At 73.0% G+C, this 21141-nt stretch carries 14 protein-coding genes and 1 pseudogene; 11 read left to right on the plus strand and 4 right to left on the minus strand.

The window, feature by feature from the left end; genetic code table 11:
• Nucleotides 1-395: pseudogene (locus IF73_RS0131650) on the minus strand (CAP domain-containing protein); the annotation flags it as partial.
• Nucleotides 396-595: 200 nt separating this feature from the next.
• Here IF73_RS0131650 and IF73_RS0131655 point away from each other — a divergent pair.
• The 4 genes from IF73_RS0131655 (at nucleotide 596) to IF73_RS0131670 (ending at nucleotide 6892) form a co-directional block, all read left to right on the plus strand.
• Entirely contained in the window at nucleotides 596-877 is a 282-nt protein-coding gene (locus IF73_RS0131655) for an acylphosphatase (protein WP_031013945.1), read from the plus strand.
• 419 nt (nucleotides 878-1296) lie between these two features.
• Nucleotides 1297-1515 carry a hypothetical protein gene (locus tag IF73_RS0131660; RefSeq protein WP_031013946.1) on the plus strand — a complete coding sequence of 73 codons (219 nt, stop codon included), beginning with the start codon at nucleotides 1297-1299 and terminating at the stop codon, nucleotides 1513-1515.
• Nucleotides 1516-1692: 177 nt separating this feature from the next.
• Complete coding sequence (gene smc, locus IF73_RS0131665; RefSeq protein ID WP_031013947.1) at nucleotides 1693-5256, plus strand: chromosome segregation protein SMC; 3564 nt, start codon at nucleotides 1693-1695, stop codon at nucleotides 5254-5256.
• A gap of 202 nt (nucleotides 5257-5458) precedes the next feature.
• On the plus strand, nucleotides 5459-6892 hold the full coding sequence (locus tag IF73_RS0131670) for a sugar porter family MFS transporter (RefSeq protein ID WP_031013948.1): 1434 nt from the start codon (nucleotides 5459-5461) through the stop codon (nucleotides 6890-6892).
• 44 nt (nucleotides 6893-6936) lie between these two features.
• On the opposite strand, the gene IF73_RS0131675 is transcribed toward IF73_RS0131670, so the two are convergent.
• A complete protein-coding gene (locus IF73_RS0131675) occupies nucleotides 6937-7908 on the minus strand; it encodes an LLM class flavin-dependent oxidoreductase (protein ID WP_031013949.1) in 972 nt (323 codons plus the stop codon).
• 150 nt (nucleotides 7909-8058) lie between these two features.
• Here IF73_RS0131675 and ftsY point away from each other — a divergent pair, with 150 nt between their 5' ends.
• Nucleotides 8059-9285, plus strand: coding sequence for a signal recognition particle-docking protein FtsY (ftsY, locus tag IF73_RS0131680; RefSeq protein ID WP_031013950.1), 1227 nt, complete (start codon nucleotides 8059-8061; stop codon nucleotides 9283-9285).
• A gap of 60 nt (nucleotides 9286-9345) precedes the next feature.
• Here ftsY and IF73_RS0131685 read toward each other — a convergent pair whose 3' ends face one another.
• Nucleotides 9346-9999 (minus strand): bifunctional DNA primase/polymerase, encoded by a 654-nt coding sequence (locus IF73_RS0131685; RefSeq protein ID WP_031013951.1) that lies wholly within the window; start codon nucleotides 9997-9999, stop codon nucleotides 9346-9348.
• 438 nt (nucleotides 10000-10437) lie between these two features.
• Here IF73_RS0131685 and IF73_RS0131690 point away from each other — a divergent pair, with 438 nt between their 5' ends.
• From IF73_RS0131690 to ftsH, 6 genes are all read left to right on the plus strand, one after another.
• Nucleotides 10438-11913: a hypothetical protein gene (locus IF73_RS0131690; protein WP_031013952.1), complete on the plus strand. Its 1476-nt coding sequence runs from the start codon at nucleotides 10438-10440 to the stop codon at nucleotides 11911-11913.
• Between the two features lie 355 nt (nucleotides 11914-12268).
• A complete protein-coding gene (locus tag IF73_RS0131695; RefSeq protein WP_031013953.1) occupies nucleotides 12269-13615 on the plus strand; it encodes an ammonium transporter in 1347 nt (448 codons plus the stop codon).
• Nucleotides 13612-13950, plus strand: a complete 339-nt coding sequence (locus tag IF73_RS0131700; protein ID WP_015036464.1) for a P-II family nitrogen regulator — start codon at nucleotides 13612-13614, stop codon at nucleotides 13948-13950. Before IF73_RS0131695 ends, IF73_RS0131700 begins: the two co-directional genes overlap by 4 nt.
• Before the next feature lie 130 nt (nucleotides 13951-14080).
• A complete protein-coding gene (locus IF73_RS0131705) occupies nucleotides 14081-16534 on the plus strand; it encodes a [protein-PII] uridylyltransferase (protein ID WP_031013954.1) in 2454 nt (817 codons plus the stop codon).
• 116 nt (nucleotides 16535-16650) lie between these two features.
• On the plus strand, nucleotides 16651-18204 hold the full coding sequence (gene ffh / locus IF73_RS0131710; protein WP_031013955.1) for a signal recognition particle protein: 1554 nt from the start codon (nucleotides 16651-16653) through the stop codon (nucleotides 18202-18204).
• Between the two features lie 142 nt (nucleotides 18205-18346).
• Entirely contained in the window at nucleotides 18347-20305 is a 1959-nt protein-coding gene (gene ftsH, locus IF73_RS0131715; RefSeq protein ID WP_037881152.1) for an ATP-dependent zinc metalloprotease FtsH, read from the plus strand.
• 10 nt (nucleotides 20306-20315) lie between these two features.
• On the opposite strand, the gene IF73_RS0131720 is transcribed toward ftsH, so the two are convergent.
• The gene (locus tag IF73_RS0131720) at nucleotides 20316-21041 is read right to left on the minus strand and encodes a hypothetical protein (RefSeq protein WP_031013957.1); all 726 of its coding nucleotides are present in this window, start codon (nucleotides 21039-21041) and stop codon (nucleotides 20316-20318) included.
• Nucleotides 21042-21141 lie beyond the last annotated feature (100 nt).

A 21141-nucleotide genomic window follows, 5' to 3' on the forward strand; every position in this document is an offset into this window, starting at 1 on the left:
GGGGAGGGGGTCGCGGTCCGGGTGGGGGTGGGCGTGGGCTCGGGCTTCGGGGAGGCCGTGGTCTTCTTCGGCGCCGGGGCGCTCGTGCCCGGACGCGCCGGCGTGTCCGCCGGGGTGCGGGTCGCCCCGCCCTGGGTGGTCAGCTCCGGGGTCTGCCGGGTCTCCGCGGTGGTCGGCCGGCTGCTGCCCACGCTGCCCGCGGTGAGGGTCTCCCCGCCGGGGAGGAGACCGGTGGCGACCGCGGCGGCGCCGACGGCGACCGCAGCCGAGGCGCCGATCAGTCCGTTGCGCACGGGGTGGCGCCGCCTGCGGCGCGTACCCCCCTGACCGCGGTCGGTGCCGGTCGCGTAGTCTGCCTCGGCGGGCGCGGCGCCGGAGCGACGGTGGCGTCCCATCTGCCCTGCCTCCCTGAGCTGGCTCTTTGCTGGATCTTTGCGGCCTTTGCTTTCGGCATGGATCGGCACGGAGCGTGACGCTGCGTACGGATGGCCGAAAGGTGTGCACCCGTGTGGGTGAGGCGCATTCCGTCGGACTGTACGCCATGGGAAGCCGCCGCGACGTGCTGTTCGGGCAATCCGCCCGCTAGCGTGCAGCCATGAGCGACGACGTACGGATGACCGCCTGGGTGCGCGGGCGAGTACAGGGAGTGGGCTTCCGCTGGTTCACCAGGGCAAACGCCCTGGAGATCGGTGAGCTCAAGGGCTTCGCCCTGAACCTCGACGACGGCCGGGTGCAGGTGGTGGCCGAGGGGCCGAGTGACAATTGCCACCGCCTCCTCGACTGGCTGCGGTCCGATGACACGCCCGGCCGCGTGGACGGCGTCACCGAGATATGGGGCACCCCCCGCGGCGGCTACGACGGCTTCGCCATCCGCTGACCCGCACCTCCGGGACCCTCCGCCGGCCCTCCCTCCGGACGCTCCTCACGGGCGCCGGGCGGAGGGCCGGTTTCGCGCGGATGAACGCCGGTGAACAGGGGAAGCGCCTGGTGGTTGCCAAGTTTCGACACTCGTGCAAGGCTTCCCGGGTAAGGATGATCGCCACGCCCCCGGGCAACGGGTCGAGAGGTGCCGCCGCCTGCGACGCGGCCGCGAACTCCCCGTCTGCCGGGCCGTCCGGCGCGTGATCGTGTTGACCGTCAAACTTTTTGGTGAGACTCTGGAAGCCCCGCGCACCTTAGCTGTGTGGCAGTAGAACACCGGCACGACTCAGGTACTGCCGAGCACCGCGGGTGCGAATCCATCCCTCACGACCCAACCGCAATCGGTCGGTCACTCAGTGTGGAGGACCACTCATCATGGCAAAGGCGCTTCTCGGTTACGTCGGCGGCTCCGACCCGCGACTCCTCGCCGAGATGCGACGGCTCCAGCAGCGCGTCCAGGACCTGGAATCCGAGCTCGTACGGATCCAGACCGAGAACGACGCGCTCAGCGCTGCCGCCGCTCAGCACCAGGGCGAGACGCTGCTCGACCGCATCGACCTCGACGTACCCCAGGCAGAGCCTGCGCTCACCTGACACCCGGCCCCGAGGGCTTCAGGTGGGAACAGCTGAATAGGCAAGGGGCGCTTCGGCGTCCCTTCTTTTCTTCCCCCTCGTCACCGTCTCTTCCCCTCGCGTCCCACCCCTGCTCACCCGAGGGTCTGCCCTGCGCGATCACGGGCGAAACGCGACACCCCGGGTAGAGTCCCGGGGGTGCACCTCAAGGCCCTGACGCTCCGCGGATTCAAGTCGTTCGCCTCCGCCACCACGCTGAGGTTCGAACCCGGAATCACCTGTGTCGTCGGGCCCAACGGCTCCGGCAAGTCCAACGTCGTGGACGCGCTCTCCTGGGTCATGGGCGAACAGGGCGCCAAATCGCTGCGCGGCGGCAAGATGGAGGACGTCATCTTCGCCGGCACCACCGGGCGGCCCCCGCTCGGCCGTGCCGAGGTCTCGCTCACCATCGACAACTCCGACGGCGCCCTGCCGATCGACTACGCCGAGGTCACCATCACCCGGATCATGTTCCGGGGCGGCAGCAGCGAGTACCAGATCAACGGCGACACCTGCCGGCTGCTCGACATCCAGGACCTCCTCTCCGACTCCGGCATCGGCCGCGAGATGCACGTCATCGTCGGGCAGGGGCAGCTCGACTCGGTGCTGCACGCCGACCCCATGGGCCGCCGCGCCTTCATCGAGGAGGCCGCCGGCGTCCTCAAGCACCGCAAGCGCAAGGAGAAGGCGCTGCGGAAGCTCGACGCGATGCAGGCCAACCTCGCCCGCGTCCAGGACCTCAACGACGAACTGCGCCGGCAGCTCAAACCGCTCGGCCGGCAGGCCGCCGTCGCCCGCCGCGCCGTCGTCATCCAGGCCGACCTGCGCGACGCCCGCCTCCGCCTCCTCGCCGACGACCTCGTCCGCCTCCAGCGCGCCCTGCACACCGAACTCGCCGACGAGGCAGCCCTGCTGGCCCGCAAGGAGACCACCGAGGAGGAGCTGCGCACCGCCCTCGCCCACGAGTCCGCGCTGGAGGCCGAGGTACGCGCCCTCGCCCCGCGCCTCGAACGCGCCCAGCAGAGCTGGTACGCCCTCTCCCAGCTCGCCGAACGCGTCCGCGGCACGATCTCCCTCGCCGACGCGCGCGTGAAGAGCGCCACCGACGCCCCCGCCGAGGAGCGCCGCGGCCGCGACCCCGAGGACCTGGAGCGCGAGGCCGCCCGCGTTCGCGAACAGGAGGCCGAACTCTCGGCCGCCCTGGAGGCCGCCGAACGGGCCTTGGAGGACACCGTCGAGCACCGGGCCGAACTGGAACGGGCCCTCGCCGCCGAGGAACGACGCCTCAAGGACGCCGCCCGCGCCCTCGCCGACCGCCGCGAGGGCCTCGCCCGGCTGCACGGCCAGGCCAACGCCGCCCGCTCCCGCGCCGCCTCCGCCCAGGCCGAGATCGACCGGCTCACCGCCGCCCGCGACGAGGCCGCCGACCGGGCCGTCGCCGCCCAGGAGGAGTACGAGCAGCTCAAGGCCGAGGTCGACGACCTCGACGCCGCCGACACCGCGCACGGCGAACGGTACGAGGAGGCCCGCCGCGCCCTCGCCGACGCGGAGGCCGCGCTCGGCGCCGCCCGCGAGAGCGCCGCCGACGCCGAGCGCCGCCGGGCCGCCACCCGCGCCCGGCACGACACCCTCGCGCTCGGACTGCGCCGCAAGGACGGCACCGGCGCCCTCCTCGCCGCCGGCCTCACCGGGATCCTCGGCCCCGCCGCCGAACTCCTCACCGTCACCCCCGGATACGAGGTCCCCGTCGCCGCCGCGCTCGGCGCCGCCGCCGACGCCCTCGCCGCCGACGGCCCCACCGCCGCCGCCGAGGCCCTCCGCCTCCTCCGCAAACAGGACGCCGGCCGCGCCACCCTGCTCCTGACCTCGGCCGAACACACCCCGACCCCGCTGCCCCCGGGCGCCGTGCCCGCCACGGCACTCGTCTCCGGCCCCGCCGGCCTGCTGGGCTCCGTCCACCGGCTGCTCGACGGGATCGCCGTCGTCGACGGCCTCGACGAGGCCCGCGACCTCGTCCGCGCCCACCCCGGGCTCACCGCCGTCACCGCCGACGGCGACCTCCTCGGCGCCCACTGGGCCCAGGGCGGCTCGGCCGGCGCGCCCAGCCTCCTCGAAGTACAGGCCCAGGTCGACGAGGCCGCCGCCGAACTCGCCGAACTCGCCGTCCGCTGCGAGGAGGCGGCCCGCGCCAAGGAGGAGGCCACCGAGCTCCGCCGGGCCCGCGCCGCCCGCGTCGAGGAGCTCGACGCCCTCCGGCGTACCGCCGAGAAGGAGAAGGCGTCCGTCGCCCAGGCCCTCGGACGGCTCGCCGGCCAGGCCAGGGGAGCGGCCGGCGAGGCCGAGCGGACCGCCGCCGCCGTCGCCCGCGCCCAGGAGGCCCTGGAACGCGCCGGCGCCGAGGCCGAGGAGCTGGCCGAACGGCTGCTCGCCGCCGAGGAGACACCGGCCGAGGAGGAACCCGACACCTCCGTCCGCGACCGCCTCGCCATCGACGGGTCCAACGCCCGCCAGACCGAGATGGAGGCCCGCCTCCAGGTCCGCACCCACGAGGAGCGGGTCAAGGGCCTGGCCGGCCGGGCCGACTCCCTCGACCGGGCCGCCCGCGCCGAACGGGACGCACGCGCGCGTGCCGAGCAGCGCCGCGCCCGGCTCCGCCACGAGGCCCGCGTCGCGGGTGCGGTCGCCGCCGGAGCCCGTACCCTCCTCGCCCACATCGAGGTCTCCCTGGACCGGGCCGAACACGAGCGCGCCGCCGCCACCGCCGCCCGCGCCGACCGGGAGCAGGGCCTCGCCGCCGCCCGCGCCCGCGGCCGCGAGCTCAAGACCGAGCTCGACAAGCTCACCGACTCCGTCCACCGCGGCGAGGTCCTGGGCGCCGAGAAACGGCTGCGGATCGAGCAGCTGGAGGCGAAGGCGCTGGAGGAGTTCGGCGTCGAGCCGGGCGCCCTCACCGCCGAGTACGGACCCGACCAGCCCGTCCCGCCCTCGCCCCCCGCCGACGGCGAGAGCCTCCCCGACACGGCGTCCGACAGCGGCTCCGCCGGGGACGACCCGCGCAACCAGCCCCGCCCGTTCATCCGTTCGGAGCAGGAGAAGCGGCTGAAGGCGGCCGAGCGCGCCTACCAGCAGCTCGGCAAGGTCAACCCGCTGGCCCTGGAGGAGTTCGCGGCCCTGGAGGAGCGGCACCGCTTCCTCTCCGAGCAGCTGGAGGACCTGAAGAAGACCCGCGCCGACCTGCTTCAGGTCGTGAAGGAGGTCGACCAGCGGGTCGAGCAGGTCTTCACGGAGGCGTACCGGGACACCGCCCGCGAGTTCGAGGGCGTCTTCTCCCGCCTCTTCCCGGGCGGCGAGGGCCGGCTGGTGCTCACCGACCCCGACAACATGCTCACCACCGGCGTCGAGGTGGAGGCCCGCCCGCCGGGCAAGAAGGTCAAGCGGCTCTCGCTGCTCTCCGGCGGCGAGCGCTCCCTGACCGCCGTGGCCCTGCTGGTGTCGATCTTCAAGGCCCGGCCGAGCCCCTTCTACGTCATGGACGAGGTCGAGGCGGCGCTCGACGACACCAACCTCCAGCGCCTGATCCGGATCATGCGCGAGCTCCAGGAGTCCTCGCAGCTCATCGTGATCACCCACCAGAAGCGCACGATGGAGGTCGCGGACGCGCTGTACGGGGTCTCCATGCAGGGCGACGGCGTCTCCAAGGTGATCAGCCAGCGGCTCCGCTGACCCCTCCCCGGCTTCACTTCTTCAAGCAATGAAGATCACTTGCCCTCATGCTTGGTAAAAGTCATATGACATCACCTATTGACTTCAAAACTTGAACGCATAGTCTCTGCAACGTTGCTTTTACCTTCATGTGGTGGGCGGCGCGAAGGTATGCGCCACTGGAAGCCACTTGCAAGGGCTGTTCCCGCACCGAGGAGTCCATGTGACCGACACCGCGCAGGCCCCCACGCCGCCGCCTTCCGAAGGAAGGGCGGCGCATCCGGACCACCTCGGCCATGTCATCTTCATCACCGCCTCCGCGGCGATGGGCGGCTTCCTCTTCGGCTACGACAGCTCCGTCATCAACGGCGCCGTCGAGGCCATCCGCGACCGGTACGACATCGGCTCCGGCACCCTCGCCCAGGTCATCGCCATCGCCCTGATCGGCTGCGCCATCGGCGCCGCGACCGCCGGCCGGATCGCCGACCGCATCGGCCGCATCCGCTGCATGCAGATCTCCGCCGTCCTCTTCGCCGTCAGCGCCGTGGGCTCCGCCCTGCCCTTCGCCCTGTGGGACCTGGCCCTCTGGCGGATCGTCGGCGGCTTCGCCATCGGCATGGCCTCCGTCATCGGCCCCGCCTACATCGCCGAGGTCGCCCCCGCCGCCTACCGCGGCCGCCTCGGCTCCTTCCAGCAGGCCGCCATCGTCATCGGCATCGCCGTCTCCCAGCTCGTCAACTACGGCATCCTCCAACTCGCCGACGGCGACCAGCGCGGCGAGATCGGCGGCCTGGAGGCGTGGCAGTGGATGCTCGGCGTGATGGTCGTCCCCGCCGTCCTCTACGGCATGCTCTCCCTCGCGATCCCCGAGTCCCCCCGCTTCCTCATCTCCGTCGGGAGGATCGACCGGGCCAAGGAGGTCCTCGCCGAGGTCGAGGGCCACGGCGTCGACCTCGACCACCGCGTCGCCGAGATCGACCGGGCCATGCGCAGCGAGCACAAGTCCACCTTCAGGGACCTGCTCGCCGCCGGCAGCCGCTTCCGCCTCCTGCCCATCGTCTGGGTCGGCATCGGACTCTCCGTCTTCCAGCAGCTCGTCGGCATCAACGTCGCCTTCTACTACTCAGCGACGCTCTGGCAGTCCGTCGGCATCGACCCGTCGAGCTCGTTCTTCTACTCCTTCACCACGTCGATCATCAACATCGTCGGGACCGTGATCGCGATGGTCCTGGTCGACCGGGTCGGCCGCCGGCCGCTCGCCCTCGTCGGCTCCGCCGGCATGGCGATCGCCCTCGCCTTCGAGGCGTGGGCCTTCTCCGCCGACCTCGTCGACGGCAAGCTCCCCGAGACCCAGGGCGTCGTCGCCCTCGTCGCCGCCCACGTCTTCGTGCTCTTCTTCGCCCTCTCCTGGGGCGTGGTGGTCTGGGTCTTCCTCGGCGAGATGTTCCCCAACCGGATCCGCGCCGCCGCCCTCGGCGTCGCCGCCTCCGCCCAGTGGATCGCCAACTGGGCCATCACCGCCAGCTTCCCGTCCCTCGCGGACTGGAACCTCTCCGGCACCTACGTCATCTACACGGTCTTCGCCGTGCTCTCCATCCCCTTCGTGCTCCGGTACGTCAAGGAGACCAAGGGCAAGGCGTTGGAGGAGATGGGCTAATCCCCGCTGCCCCTCTCCTCACGACGGCTGCCCCGGCCCGAGGCTCACGCCCCGAGCCGGGGCAGCACCTCGTCGCAGAACAGCCGCAGACTCCGCCACCCCTCCGCCACCGGCATCCCCCCGCACAGCGGATGCAGCACCAGGCTCTCGAGCCCCAGCTCCGCGCACTCCCCGGGCGTCACCACCCGGTAGACCCCCTCCGCCCGCAGCTCCGCCACGCTCCTCGCCGCCGACCGCACCGCTGAGCGGATGTCCTTCGACTGCCAGGAGGCGTAGGTCCGCGCCTCGTGCAGGAAGTGCTCCCCGTACTCCGCCCAGGTCCGGTCCGGATCCTCCGACACGTGCAGCAGCGGCGTCACCGGGCCCGGCATCATCGTCCACCCCTCGGTGCCGTACTCCGCGCAGCGCTCCCGGTAGTACGCCTCCAGCTCCGGCAGGTGCGCGGACGGGAAGAACGGCAGCCCCAGCCGGGCCGCGCGCCGCGCCGCCGCCTTCGAGGAGCCCCCGACGAGCAGCAGCGGGTGCGGGTCGGTGAAGGGCCGCGGGGTGACCCGTACCGTACGCCCCCGGTACGCGAAGGGCTCGCCCGTCCACGCGGCCAGCAGGGTCTCCAGGAGCTCGTCCTGGAGCCGCCCGCGCCGCCCCCAGTCCACCCCCCGCTCCTCGTACTCCTCCGGCCGGTAGCCGATTCCGGCCACCGTCACCAGCCGGCCCCGGCTCAGCAGGTCGAGCACCGCGATCTCCTCGGCGAGCCGTAGCGGGTCGTGCAGCGGGCCGATGACCGCGGAGACCGTGACCGCGATCCGGCGCGTGGCGCCGAAGACCGCGCCCGCGAAGACGAAGGGGGAGGGGAGCCAGTTGTTCTCCACCCCGTGGTGCTCCTCGGTCTGGACCGTGTCGACCCCGTGCCCGTCGGCGTAGGCGGCCATCTCCAGCGCGGCGCGGTACCGCTCCGCCAGGGACGCGGGGGTGGCGCGCGGGTCGACCAGGTTGAACCGTACGACGCTGAAGGCCATGAGGGTCCCCTCCGCGGGTGGGCTGCCGGCGAGGGGCGACCATAGCTGACGTATCGTCAGATGAGAACGACCCCGGCGGCCCCGGAACCACGACCCACGCTGCGTGCGTACTGCGTCACCGGGCGGCTCGTGTCCGATACTGGACGGGTTATGGAACTCATCCTTGCTGTAGTCATCGCTCTGGTCGTCGCGGTCGCCGTGACCAGCGGGCTCGTGATCAGCGGTCGCAAGAAGAAGCAGCTGCCGCCGGCCGAGCCGCCGTCCACCACGCCGACCATCACCGCTCCGCCCGCCGAGCCGCACGTCGGCGACGAGGCGGAGACACCGCGGGAAGAACCACGCCGCACCGTCGAGGAGGTCGGCCTCCCGACCGCCGAGGAGGCGGTCGAGACCCCCGCCGCCGTCGAGGACCCGGTCGTCGCCGAGGCGCCCCCGGCGCCCGAGATCGAGGTCCCCGAGCCCACCGCCGGACGCCTCGTCCGCCTCCGGGCCAGGCTCGCCCGCTCCCAGAACTCGCTGGGCAAGGGCCTGCTCACGCTGCTCTCCCGCGAGCACCTCGACGAGGACACCTGGGAGGAGATCGAGGAGACCCTCCTCACCGCCGACGTCGGCGTCGCCCCCACCCAGGAACTGGTCGAGCGGCTGCGCGAGCGGGTCAAGGTGCTCGGCACCCGCACCCCCGAGGAGCTGCGCGGCCTGCTCCGCGAGGAGCTCATCACCCTCCTCGGCGACTACGACCGCACCGTCCACACCGAGAGCCCCCAGGACGTCCCCGGCGTCGTCATGGTCGTCGGCGTCAACGGCACCGGCAAGACCACCACCACCGGCAAGCTCGCCCGGGTCCTCGTCGCCGACGGCAAGTCCGTCGTGCTCGGCGCCGCCGACACCTTCCGCGCCGCCGCCGCCGACCAGCTCCAGACCTGGGGCGACCGGGTCGGCGCCCGCACCGTCCGCGGCCCTGAGGGCGGCGACCCCGCCTCGATCGCCTACGACGCGGTCAAGGAGGGCATCGCCGAGAAGGCCGACGTCGTCCTCGTCGACACCGCCGGCCGCCTGCACACCAAGACCGGCCTCATGGACGAGCTCGGCAAGGTCAAGCGCGTCGTCGAGAAGCACGGCCCGCTCGACGAGATCCTGCTCGTCCTCGACGCCACCACCGGCCAGAACGGCCTCATCCAGGCCCGCGTCTTCGCCGAGGTCGTGGACATCACCGGCATCGTCCTCACCAAGCTCGACGGCACCGCCAAGGGCGGCATCGTCGTCGCCGTCCAGCGCGAGCTCGGCGTCCCCGTCAAGCTCGTCGGCCTCGGCGAGGGCGCGGACGACCTGGCCCCCTTCGAGCCCGCCGCCTTCGTCGACGCCCTCATCGGCGACTGACGACCCCGGCGTACGAGGAAGGGCCCCGCTCCACGAGGAGCGGGGCCCTTCTCCGTACGCCTACGCGTGCGTGCGATGGCACATGTACGCGAGCGTGCCGAGCAGCAGCCGGGCCTGCGGCGGCGCCCCCGCCGTGTCCAGCGTCGGCGGCCGCAGCCAGCGCACCGGGCCGAGACCGCCCAGGTTCGACGGGGGAGCCGTGATGTGCGCGCCCGGCCCCAGACAGTGCAGGTCCAGATCCGCGTCGTCCCAGCCCATCCGGTAGAGCAGCCGCGGCAGCTCCGCCGCCGCGCCCGGCGCGACGAAGAACTGCGCCCGGCCGGTCGGCGTCGCGCAGACCGGCCCCAGCGGCAGACCCATCCGCTCCATCCGGACCAGCGCCCGCCGACCCGCCGCCTCGGCCACCTCGATCACGTCGAAGGCCCGGCCCACCGGCAGCAGCAGGGCCGCCCCCGGGTACTCGGACCACGCCTTGGTCGCGTCGTCGAGCCCCGCGCCGGCCGGGACCGGCGGCGCGAAGGAGAGCGGATGCGCGCCCGGGGCCGTACAGGCCGGGTCGCCGCAGGAGCACTGGCCGGAGACGGCCCGCGCGCCGGGCTGGACGTCCCAGCCCCAGAGTCCGGTGTACTCGGCCACCGCTGTGCACTCGGTGGTGCGTGCACGGCGCCGTGAGCCGGACCGCATCTCACGAATGCCGCCGATCGTGAAGCCCATGCCCCCTCCAACGGGTCGGACGCGCAGGTGGTTACGACCCGGAACACCGTCAACACGTACGGTCACGCCGCCCCCGGCCTTCGTCGCGCAGGGTGGCGCTCGGTCGTGCAGGGGGTGGTGCGCACGGTGGCGCGCGCCTCTTCGCGCTTCCGTCCGCTTACCCCGGGTCGTCGCATGTCAAGTGAATCGTGAAGTCCCCCCGGCGAGTTCATTCGAAGGGGTGGCGAATGGTGGCGTTTCTTGAAACGCCCTCACGGCGCGGGTGATCGTAGGATTACTTTCGGTACCCGAACCCCGGAGGGGCGTACGCGGGTGGGTATGCCGGAGGCAACCGGGTTTCCCGTTCGAAGGAGTCGGAACCGCGAGCGGAGCGCCGCCGGACGCGGCATTCTGATAGGGGTTCGCACGACAGGCAATCAGGTGGATGGGGGCGTTCCAGTGGGCGGCAGCGGCACAGACGGTACGAATGCCGGCAAGCGCCCCAACGAGCGGCTCGGCTCGTGGTTCGTGCGCAGCGGCTGGTCCAAGGGTGAGCTCGCCCGGCAGGTCAACCGCAGGGCCCGCCAGATGGGCGCCCACCACATCTCCACCGACACCTCCCGGGTCCGCCGCTGGCTCGACGGCGAGCAGCCCCGCGAACCGATCCCGAGAATCCTCTCCGAGCTGTTCTCCGAGCGCTTCGGCTCCGTCGTCGCCATCGAGGACCTCGGACTCCGCACCGCCCACCAGACGCCCTCCGTCTCCGGCGTCGACCTCCCCTGGGCGGGACCCCAGACCGTCTCCCTGCTCAGCGACTTCTCCCGCAGCGACCTCATGCTCGCCCGGCGCGGCTTCCTCGGCTCCTCGCTCCAGCTCGCCGCGGGACCCGCCCTCATCGAGCCCATGCAGCGCTGGCTGGTGCCCACCCCGGCCGGCGAGCCCGTCCCCGGCGAACCCGCCCCCGACGGCCGCCGCCCCCACCGGCTCTCCGAGATCGAGCTGGACCTCCTCGAGTCCACCACCGCCATGTTCCGCAAGTGGGACGCCCAGTGCGGCGGCGGACTGCGCCGCAAGGCCGTCGTCGGCCAGCTCCACGAGGTCACCGACCTCCTCCAGGAGTCCCAGCCGGCCGCCACCGCCAAGCGCCTCTTCACCGTCGCCGCCGAACTCGCCGAGCTCGCCGGGTGGATGAGCTACGACGTGGGCCTCCAGCCCACCGCCCAGAAGTACTTCGTGCTCGCCCTGCACGCCGCCAAGGAGGCCGGCGACAAGCCGCTCGGCTCGTACATCCTCTCCTCCATGAGCCGGCAGATGATCCACCTCGGCCGCCCCGACGACGCCCTCGAACTCATCCACCTCGCCCAGTACGGCAGCCGGGACTGCGCCACCCCGCGGACCCAGGCCATGCTGTATGCGATGGAGGCCCGCGCCTACGCCAACATGGGCCAGCCCTCCAAGTGCAAGCGGGCCGTCCGGATGGCCGAGGACACCTTCGCCGACGCCACCCTCGAGGGCGGCCCCGAGCCCGACTGGATCCGCTTCTTCACCGAGGCCGAGCTCAACGGCGAGAACTCCCACTCCTACCGCGACCTCGCCTATGTCGCCGGACGCTCCCCGACCTACGCCTCGCTGGCCGAGCCCGTCATGGAGCGGGCCGTGGAGCTCTTCGCCAAGGACCCCGACCACCAGCGGTCGTACGCGCTCAACCTGATCGGCATGGCCACCGTCCACCTGCTCAAGCGCGAGCCCGAGCAGTCCGTCGTCCTCGCCGAGAAGGCCCTCGGGGTCGCCCGCTCCATCCGCTCGGAGCGGGTCAACAACCGGCTCCGCAAGACCGTCGACACCGCCGCCCGCGACTTCGGCGACGTCGCGGAGGTCGTCGACCTCACCGACCGGCTCACCCTGCTGCTGCCCGAGTCCGCCGAGGCCGTCTGACCGGCCCGGCCGCTCCCGCGAGCCCCCGCACCCCGGCCGCGCCGGACGTCCCGTACTGCCCGACTCGGCTCCCCCGCCGCACAGGACACACGGACGCCGGCGCGGCCGGTCCACATCCCGGACCGCCCGCCCCCCGCCCGCCGGGCCGGGAGAGTACGCCCGTTACCTCCCCGTGACCCGGGCGTTCACGGTCACGTAACACACCCCCGCCCTTCGTCACTGCCCCGAAACATCGAGCGGCATCGTCGGAAACCGCGCTGCGCGAATCTCTGGCCCATAACCGGCCACCCCTCAGGCCGCCGCTCACCGCCGGCCCCGCCCCGCACAGGCCGCATCCGACGACGAGGAGACGCCGATGGCACCTGCCATCACGACCCTGGCAGCAGACGCCCCCGAGCTGTCCGCCGCCAACACCGGGTTCATGCTCATCTGCTCCGCCCTGGTCATGCTGATGACCCCGGCCCTCGCCTTCTTCTACGGAGGCATGGTCCGCGTCAAGTCCACCCTCAACATGCTGATGATGAGCTTCATCAGCCTCGGGATCGTCACGGTCCTGTGGGTGCTCTACGGCTTCAGCGTCGCCTTCGGCACCGACACCGGCGGCATCGTCGGCTGGTCCTCCGACTACCTCGGCCTCAGCGGCATCGGCGTCACCGAGCTCTGGGACGGCTACACCATCCCGGTGTACGTCTTCGCCGTCTTCCAGCTCATGTTCGCCATCCTCACCCCCGCCCTGATCAGCGGCGCCCTCGCCGACCGGGTCAAGTTCACCGCCTGGGCCCTCTTCATCACCCTGTGGGTCACGGTCGTCTACTTCCCCGTCGCGCACTGGGTCTGGGGCGCGGGCGGCTGGCTCTTCGAGATGGGCGTCATCGACTTCGCGGGCGGCACGGCGGTCCACATCAACGCCGGTGCCGCGGCCCTCGGCGTCATCCTCGTCATCGGCAAGCGCGTCGGCTTCAAGAAGGACCCGATGCGTCCTCACAGCCTCCCGCTCGTCATGCTCGGCGCCGGTCTCCTCTGGTTCGGCTGGTTCGGCTTCAACGCCGGCTCGTGGCTCGGCAACGACGACGGCGTCGGCGCCGTGATGTTCGTCAACACCCAGGTCGCCACCGGCGCCGCCATGCTCGCCTGGCTCGCCTACGAGAAGCTCCGCCACGGCTCCTTCACCACCCTCGGCGCGGCCTCCGGCGCCGTCGCCGGTCTCGTCGCCATCACCCCGGCCGGCGGCTCCTGCTCCCCGCTCGGCGCCATCGCCATCGGCGCCATCGCCGGTCTCGTCTGCGCCATGGCCGTCGGCCTCAAGTACAAGTTCGGCTACGACGACTCCCTCGACGTCGTCGGCGTCCACCTCGTCGGCGGTGTCCTCGGCTCCCTCCTCGTCGGCTTCTTCGCCACCGGCGGCGTCCAGTCCGAGGCCAAGGGCCTCTTCTACGGCGGCGGCCTGGAGCAGCTGGGCAAGCAGGCCGTCGGCGTCTTCGCCGTCCTCGCCTACTCTCTGGTCGTCTCCGCGATCCTCGCCCTGATCATCGACAAGACCATGGGCATGCGGGTCAGCGAGGACGACGAGGTCTCCGGCATCGACCAGGTCGAGCACGCCGAGACCGCCTACGACTTCAGCGGAGCCGGCGGCGGCACCTCCGGGCGCACCAGCGCCGTCCCCGCCCCGGTCGTCACGGAGAACAAGAAGGTGGACGCATGAAGCTCATCACCGCGGTCGTGAAGCCGCACCGGCTCGACGAGATCAAGGAGGCCCTGCAGGCGTTCGGGGTCCACGGCCTGACCGTCACCGAGGCCAGCGGCTACGGCCGCCAGCGCGGCCACACCGAGGTCTACCGCGGCGCCGAGTACACCGTCGACCTCGTCCCCAAGATCCGCATCGAGGTCCTGGTCGAGGACGAGGACGCCGAACAGCTCATCGACGTCGTCGTCAAGGCCGCCCGCACCGGCAAGATCGGTGACGGAAAGGTCTGGAGCGTGCCGGTCGAGACCGCCGTCCGCGTCCGCACGGGCGAGCGCGGGCCCGACGCGCTCTAGGAGCGGCACCCCGAGGGGTACGGCTTCCAGGGGTACGGCCTCCGGCCCCGGAGGCCGTACCCCTGAGCCGTACCCATCGGCACCACCCCCGCCGCCCCCGCAGAGCGCCCCCCGAGCGAAGGAGCCGCCGGTGACCACCCTCGAACCGCAGGAAGCGACCGAAGAGCACGGACCCGAGGGCTACGCGGCGGCCCGGCTGCGGCTCCTCCAGGAGAAGGCGCAGACCGGGCCCGAGCGCCGCACCGCACTCGCCCGCCTCACCGACGACTGGCTCGCCGGACTCTTCGCCGCCGCCGCACCGCCCCGGGGGGTCGCCCTCGTCGCCGTCGGCGGCTACGGCCGCGCCGAACTCTCCCCGCGCAGCGACCTCGACCTCCTCCTGCTCCACGACGGCAGCGCCCCCAAGGAGGCGGTCGCCGCCCTCGCCGACCGCATCTGGTACCCCGTCTGGGACCTCGGGCTCGCCCTCGACCACTCCGTCCGCACCCCCGCCCAGGCCCGCGCCACCGCCGCCGAGGACCTCAAGGTCCAGCTCGGCCTCCTCGACGCCCGGCCGCTCGCCGGGGACACCGCCCTCGCCGCCGCCCTGCGCTCCACCGTCCTCGCCGACTGGCGCAACCAGGCCGTCCGCCGCCTCCCCGAACTCGCCGAGCTCTGCCGCGACCGCGCCGAGCGCTCCGGCGAACTCCGCTTCCTCCTCGAACCCGACCTCAAGGAGGCCCGCGGCGGCCTCCGCGACGCCCAGGCGCTGCGCGCCGTCGCCGCCTCCTGGCTCGCCGACGCCCCCCGCGACGGCCTCGACACCGCCCGCCGCCGCCTCCTCGACACCCGCGACGCCCTCCACCTCGCCACCGGCCGCGCCACCGACCGGCTCGCCCTCCAGGAACAGGACGCCGTCGCCGAGGAGCTCGGCCTCCTCGACGCCGACACCCTGCTCCGCGGCGTGTACGAGGCCGCCGGCATCGTCACGTACGCCTCCGACGTCACCTGGCGCGAGGTCGGCCGCGTCCTCAAGGCCCGCTCCGCCCGCCCCCGGCTCCGCTCCCTCCTCGGCGGCCGGTCCGGCCAGAAGCCGCCCGCCGAGCGCACCCCGCTCGCCGAGGGCGTCGTCGAGATGGACGGCGAGGCCGTCCTCGCCCTCTCCGCCCGCCCCGAACGCGACCCCGCGCTCCCGCTGCGCGCCGCCGCCGCGGCCGCCCAGCACGGCCTGCCGCTCTCCCCGCACGCGGTCCGCCGGCTCGCCGCCACCGCCAAGCCGCTGCCCGTGCCGTGGCCCGCCGAGGCCCGCGAGAACCTCGTCACCCTGCTCGGCGCCGGCGCCCCCGCCGTCCCCGTCTGGGAGGCCCTGGAGGCCGAAGGGCTCGTCACCCGGCTGCTGCCCGACTGGGAACGCGTCCGGCACCGCCCCCAGCGCAACCCCGTCCACACCTGGACCGTCGACCGCCACCTCGTCGAGACCGCCGTCCGCGCCGCCTCCCTCACCCGCCGCGTCGGCCGCCCCGACCTCCTCCTCGTCGCCGCCCTCCTCCACGACATCGGCAAGGGATGGCCCGGCGACCACTCCGTGGCCGGCGAGACCATCGCCCGCGACCTCGCCGCCCGCGTCGGCTTCGACCGCACCGACACCGCCACCATCGCCACCGTCGTCCGCCACCACCTCCTCCTCGTCGACACGGCCACCCGCCGCGACCTCGACGACCCCGCCACCGTCCAGGCCGTCGCCGCCGCCGTCGGCACCGTCGGCACGCTCGAACTCCTCCACGCCCTCACCGAGGCCGACGCCCTCGCCACCGGACCCGCCGCCTGGTCCGCCTGGCGCGCCTCGCTCGTCGCCGACCTCGTCAAACGCGTCACCGGCGTCCTCGCGGGCGAGCCGCCGACCGACCCCGAGGCGGCCGCGCCCAGCGCCGAACAGGAACGGCTCGCCGTCGAGGCGCTGCGCACCGGCGAACCCGTCCTCGCCCTCCACACCCGCGACGAACAGCCCCTCGACCCCGACGAACCCGAACCCGTCGGCGTCGAACTCCTCATCGCCCTGCCGGACCAGCCGGGCGTCCTGCCCGCCGTGGCCGGCGTCCTCGCCCTGCACCGGCTCACCGTCCGCGCCGCCGACCTGCGCGCCGTGGAACTCCCGACGGAGCTGGGCTCCGCGCCCGGCTCCGTCCTCGTCCTCGACTGGCGCGTCGCCGCCGAGTACGGCTCGCTGCCCCAGGGCCACCGGCTCCGCGCCGACCTGCTGCGCGCCCTGGACGGCTCCCTCGACATCCCGGCCCGGCTCGCCGAGCGCGAGGCCGCCTACCCGCGCCGCCGGGGCGTCCAGGCCCCGCCGCCCCGCGTCACCGTCGCCCCCGCCGACTCCCGCCTCGCCACCGTGCTGGAGGTCCGCGCCCAGGACGCCCCCGGCCTCCTCCACCGCATCGGCCGCGCCCTGGAGGGAGCGGCGGTCCGGGTCCGCAGCGCCCACGTCTCCACCCTCGGCGCCAACGCGGTGGACACCCTGTACGTGACGCGACCGGACGGCTCCCTCCTCCCGGACGAGGAGGCGATCGACCTGGCGAGAGCGCTGGAGGAGGCGCTGGGCTGAGGCCCCCGGCCCCGCCTCCGCACGCCGGATCGGGCGGGCGGGGCCACACTCTCCGGACGGCCCGATACCCTGGAGGGCAATCCGACCGCCCACGACACCGAGGATCCGCGACCGCCGTGTTCGATACCCTCTCCGACCGCCTTGCAGCGACCTTCAAGAACCTCCGCGGCAAGGGCCGTCTGTCCGAGGCGGACATCGACGCCACCGCACGCGAGATCCGGATCGCCCTGCTCGAAGCGGACGTGGCCCTTCCGGTCGTCCGCGCCTTCATCAAGCAGGTCAAGGAGCGCTCGCTGGGCGCGGAGGTCTCCCAGGCCCTCAACCCCGCCCAGCAGGTCGTCAAGATCGTCAACGAGGAGCTCATCGGCATCCTCGGCGGCGAGACCCGCCGCCTGCGGTTCGCCAAGTCCGGCCCGACCGTGATCATGCTCGCCGGTCTCCAGGGTGCCGGTAAGACGACGCTCGCCGGAAAGCTCGGCCTCTGGCTGAAGGGGCAGGGCCACTCGCCGCTGCTCGTCGCCTGTGACCTCCAGCGCCCCAACGCCGTCAACCAGCTCTCGGTCGTCGCCGACCGCGCCGGCGTCGCCTTCTACGGCCCGCAGCCCGGCAACGGCGTCGGCGACCCGGTCCAGGTCGCCAAGGACTCCATCGAGCACGCGCGCACCAAGCTGTACGACGTCGTCATCGTCGACACCGCCGGACGCCTCGGCATCGACCAGGAGCTGATGCAGCAGGCCGCGGACATCCGCGACGCCGTCAGCCCCGACGAGATCCTCTTCGTCGTCGACGCCATGATCGGTCAGGACGCGGTCAACACCGCCGAGGCGTTCCGCGACGGCGTCGGCTTCGACGGCGTCGTGCTCTCCAAGCTCGACGGCGACGCCCGCGGTGGTGCCGCGCTCTCCATCGCGCACGTCACCGGCAAGCAGATCATGTTCGCCTCCAACGGCGAGAAGCTGGACGACTTCGACGCGTTCCACCCGGACCGCATGGCGTCCCGCATCCTCGGCATGGGCGACATGCTGTCGCTCATCGAGAAGGCCCAGCAGACCTTCGACGAGGAAGAGGCCGCCAAGATGGCCTCGAAGCTCGCGTCGAAGAAGGGCCAGGACTTCACCCTGGACGACTTCCTCGCCCAGATGGAGCAGGTCCGCAAGATGGGCTCCATCAGCAAGCTCCTCGGCATGCTGCCCGGCATGGGGCAGATGAAGGAGCAGATCGCCAACATCGACGAGCGGGACGTGGACCGTACCGCCGCCATCATCAAGTCGATGACCCCGGCCGAGCGCCAGGACCCGACGATCATCAACGGCTCCCGCCGCGCCCGTATCGCCAAGGGTTCCGGCGTCGAGGTCAGCGCCGTGAAGGGCCTGGTCGAGCGGTTCTTCGAGGCCCGCAAGATGATGTCCCGGATGGCCCAGGGCGGCGGCCTGCCCGGCATGCCCGGCATCCCGGGCATGGGCGGCGGCCCCGGTCGGCAGAAGAAGCAGGTCAAGCAGGCCAAGGGCAAGCGCAAGAGCGGCAACCCGATGAAGCGGAAGGCCGAGGAGCAGGCCGCCCAGGCGAAGCGGGAGCAGGCCCAGCAGGGCGGCGCCTTCGGGCTGCCGGGCGCCGGCCAGGCTCCGCAGGACTTCGAGCTGCCGGACGAGTTCAAGAAGTTCATGGGCTGATCTCCGTCGGCCGCAAGGGCCCGGGGCGGTTTCGAGTCACCGAAACCGCCCCGGGCCCTTCTTCGTCCGCCCAGCCCACCCGTAATGCCTCTTTTGTCGTGATCTTCGATACTGGGGCCACTGCCGCCCCGAGGAGAGCGACGTGGCCAACCCCGTACCCCCGCGCGACCGGACCGACCAGCCCTGGCGCTCGGAAGGGGCGCCCCCGCCCCCGCCGCCGAAGAGGAAGATGCCCGGAGGCTGGGGCAGCCTCGTCCTCACCGCCCTCGCCGTCTATCTGATCGCCAACCTCGTGCTGTCCTTCTTCAACGAGGGGGACGGGCCGACGATCTCGTACACCGAGTTCAGCAAGCAGGTCACCGCCGGGAACGTCACCAAGATCTACTCCAAGGGCGACGCCATCCAGGGCCAGCTGAAGGAGAAGCAGCCGGTGCCCGACGGCGACGGCGACTACACCAAGTTCCAGACCCAGCGGCCCGCCTTCGCCGACGACGACCTGTGGGCGCAGCTCACGAAGCAGAAGGTCACCGTCACCGCCGAGCCCGTCGTGCAGGAACGTTCGTTCCTGGCCAATCTGCTGCTCTCCCTCGCCCCGATGCTGCTGCTGGTCTTCCTCTGGGTCTTCATCGCCCGCCGGATGAGCGCCGGCATGGGCGGCGCCGGCGGCATGCTCGGCCGCAAGCAGCCGCCGAAACCGGTCGAGCTGGAGGGCGGCAAGCGCACCACCTTCGCCGACGTGGCCGGCATCGACGAGGTGGAGGGCGAGCTCAACGACGTCGTCGACTTCCTCAGGAATCCGCAGGCGTACCGGGACATGGGCGCCAAGATGCCGCGCGGCGTCCTGCTGGCCGGCCCGCCCGGCACCGGCAAGACGCTCCTCGCGCGGGCCGTCGCGGGCGAGGCCGGGGTGCCGTTCTTCTCCGCCTCCGCCTCCGAGTTCATCGAGATGATCGTCGGCGTCGGCGCCTCCCGGGTCCGCGAACTCTTCGCCGAGGCCCGCAAGGTCGCCCCCGCGATCATCTTCATCGACGAGATCGACACCATCGGCCGGGCCCGTGGCGGCGGCTCCGGCATGGGCGGCCACGACGAGCGGGAGCAGACGCTCAACCAGATCCTCACCGAGATGGACGGCTTCACCGGCTCCGAGGGCGTCATCGTGCTCGCCGCCACCAACCGGGCCGACGTCCTCGACCCCGCCCTCACCCGTCCCGGCCGCTTCGACCGGATCGTCCACGTCAACCCGCCCGACCGCGGCGGCCGCGAGGCCATCCTCAGGATCCACACCCGTCAGATCCCGCTGGCCAAGGACGTCGACCTGGAGCAGGTCGCCCGCACCACCCCCGGCATGACCGGCGCCGAACTCGCCAACCTCGCCAACGAGGCGGCCCTCCTCGCCGTCAAGCGCGAGCAGCGGGCGGTCACCCAGTCGGACCTCTCCGACGCCCTGGAGAAGGTCCAGCTCGGCGCCGAACGCCCGCTCGTGATGCCCGAGGAGGAGCGCCGCCGCACCGCGTACCACGAGAGCGGGCACGCCCTGCTCGGCATGCTGCAGCCCGGCGCCGACCCCGTCCGCAAGATCACCATCGTGCCGCGCGGCCGCGCGCTCGGCGTCACCCTCTCCACCCCCGACGCGGACAGGTACGCCTACACCGAGGAGTACCTGCGCGGTCGGATCATCGGCGCCCTCGGCGGCATGGCGGCCGAGCAGGTCGTCTTCGGCGTGATCACCACCGGCGCGGAGAGCGACCTGGAGCAGGTCACCAACATCGCCCGGGGCATGGTCGGCCGCTGGGGGATGAGCGCGACCGTCGGCCGGCTGACCGCGATCCCGGGCGACGCCCAGCAGGCGTACGGGCTCTCCGCCGCCCCCTCGACCCTCGACACCGTCGACGCCGAGATGCGCCGGATCGTCGACGAGTGCTACGAGGACGCCGTACGGCTCCTGCGCGAGCACCGCGACCGGCTGGACGCCCTGAGCGCCGCCCTGCTCGCCGCCGAGACCCTGGAGGAGGAGGCGGCCTACCGCGCGGCCGGCATCGAGCGTCCCGACCCGAACGCCCCCGAGCCCGGCGTCGGTCCCCGGCCGGAGACGCCGGGCTGAGGCGTCCCGCCTACGGCACGCGCGCGACCACGTACCGGAAGACGTTCGGCATCCACACCGTGCCGTCCGCCCGCCGGTACGGGGCCAGCGCCTCCTCGATCTCCTTCTCCACCTGGGCGGGGTCGCCGGCCCGCACCGCCGCGTCGAAGACGCCGGTCGACAGCAGCCCGCGCACCGCGCTGGTCTCGTCGGCGTACCCGAAGGGGCAGGCGACCCGGCCGTCGCCGACCGGCCGCAGACCGGCCCGCGCGGCGAGCGCGGCCAGGTCGGTGCGGGGGGAGGGGCGCCGGTCCGCGAGCCGGTCGGCGAGCCGCAGCAGCGGCTCCGTCGCGCACCGCTCCGGCGGCCCCCAGCCGGCCAGCACGACCGCCGTGCCCCGTTGGGCCGCCCGGGTGAGGTCGGCCGGGCCGAAGGAGGTGCGGTCGGCCGCGTGGAAGGCGGTGATCACGTCGTAGGGGCCGTCCTCCGGTACGTCGGAGGTGACCGTCACGGTGTCGGGGAGGCGCGTTCTGGCCAGCTCCACGCGCGCGTGGTCCGCCTCCGCCCCGGCGGCCGAGGCGCCCCGGGCGGCGGCCATCAGCAGCGCGAGGCCGGTGCCGCTGTCCAGGCCCAGCAGGCGGGTGCCCGGGCCCACGCCGAGGCGTTCGTGGACCGCCTCGTAGAGCGGGACGAGCATCCGTTCCTGGATCTCGGCCCAGTCGCGCGCGGGGTGGTGCGGGACGAGCGTAGGTGTCATGGATCAGGCCCCATTCCGTGCCGGACGAAAGCCCCCCGTAGTCAGGGAACTGCGCTTCGCGTCCGGCGTCCAGTGCTCGGGGCGCACGACCGGGGACGAG

It is taken from the genome of Streptomyces sp. NRRL F-5727, assembly GCF_000719555.1.
In the GTDB taxonomy this organism is placed as follows: domain Bacteria; phylum Actinomycetota; class Actinomycetes; order Streptomycetales; family Streptomycetaceae; genus Streptomyces.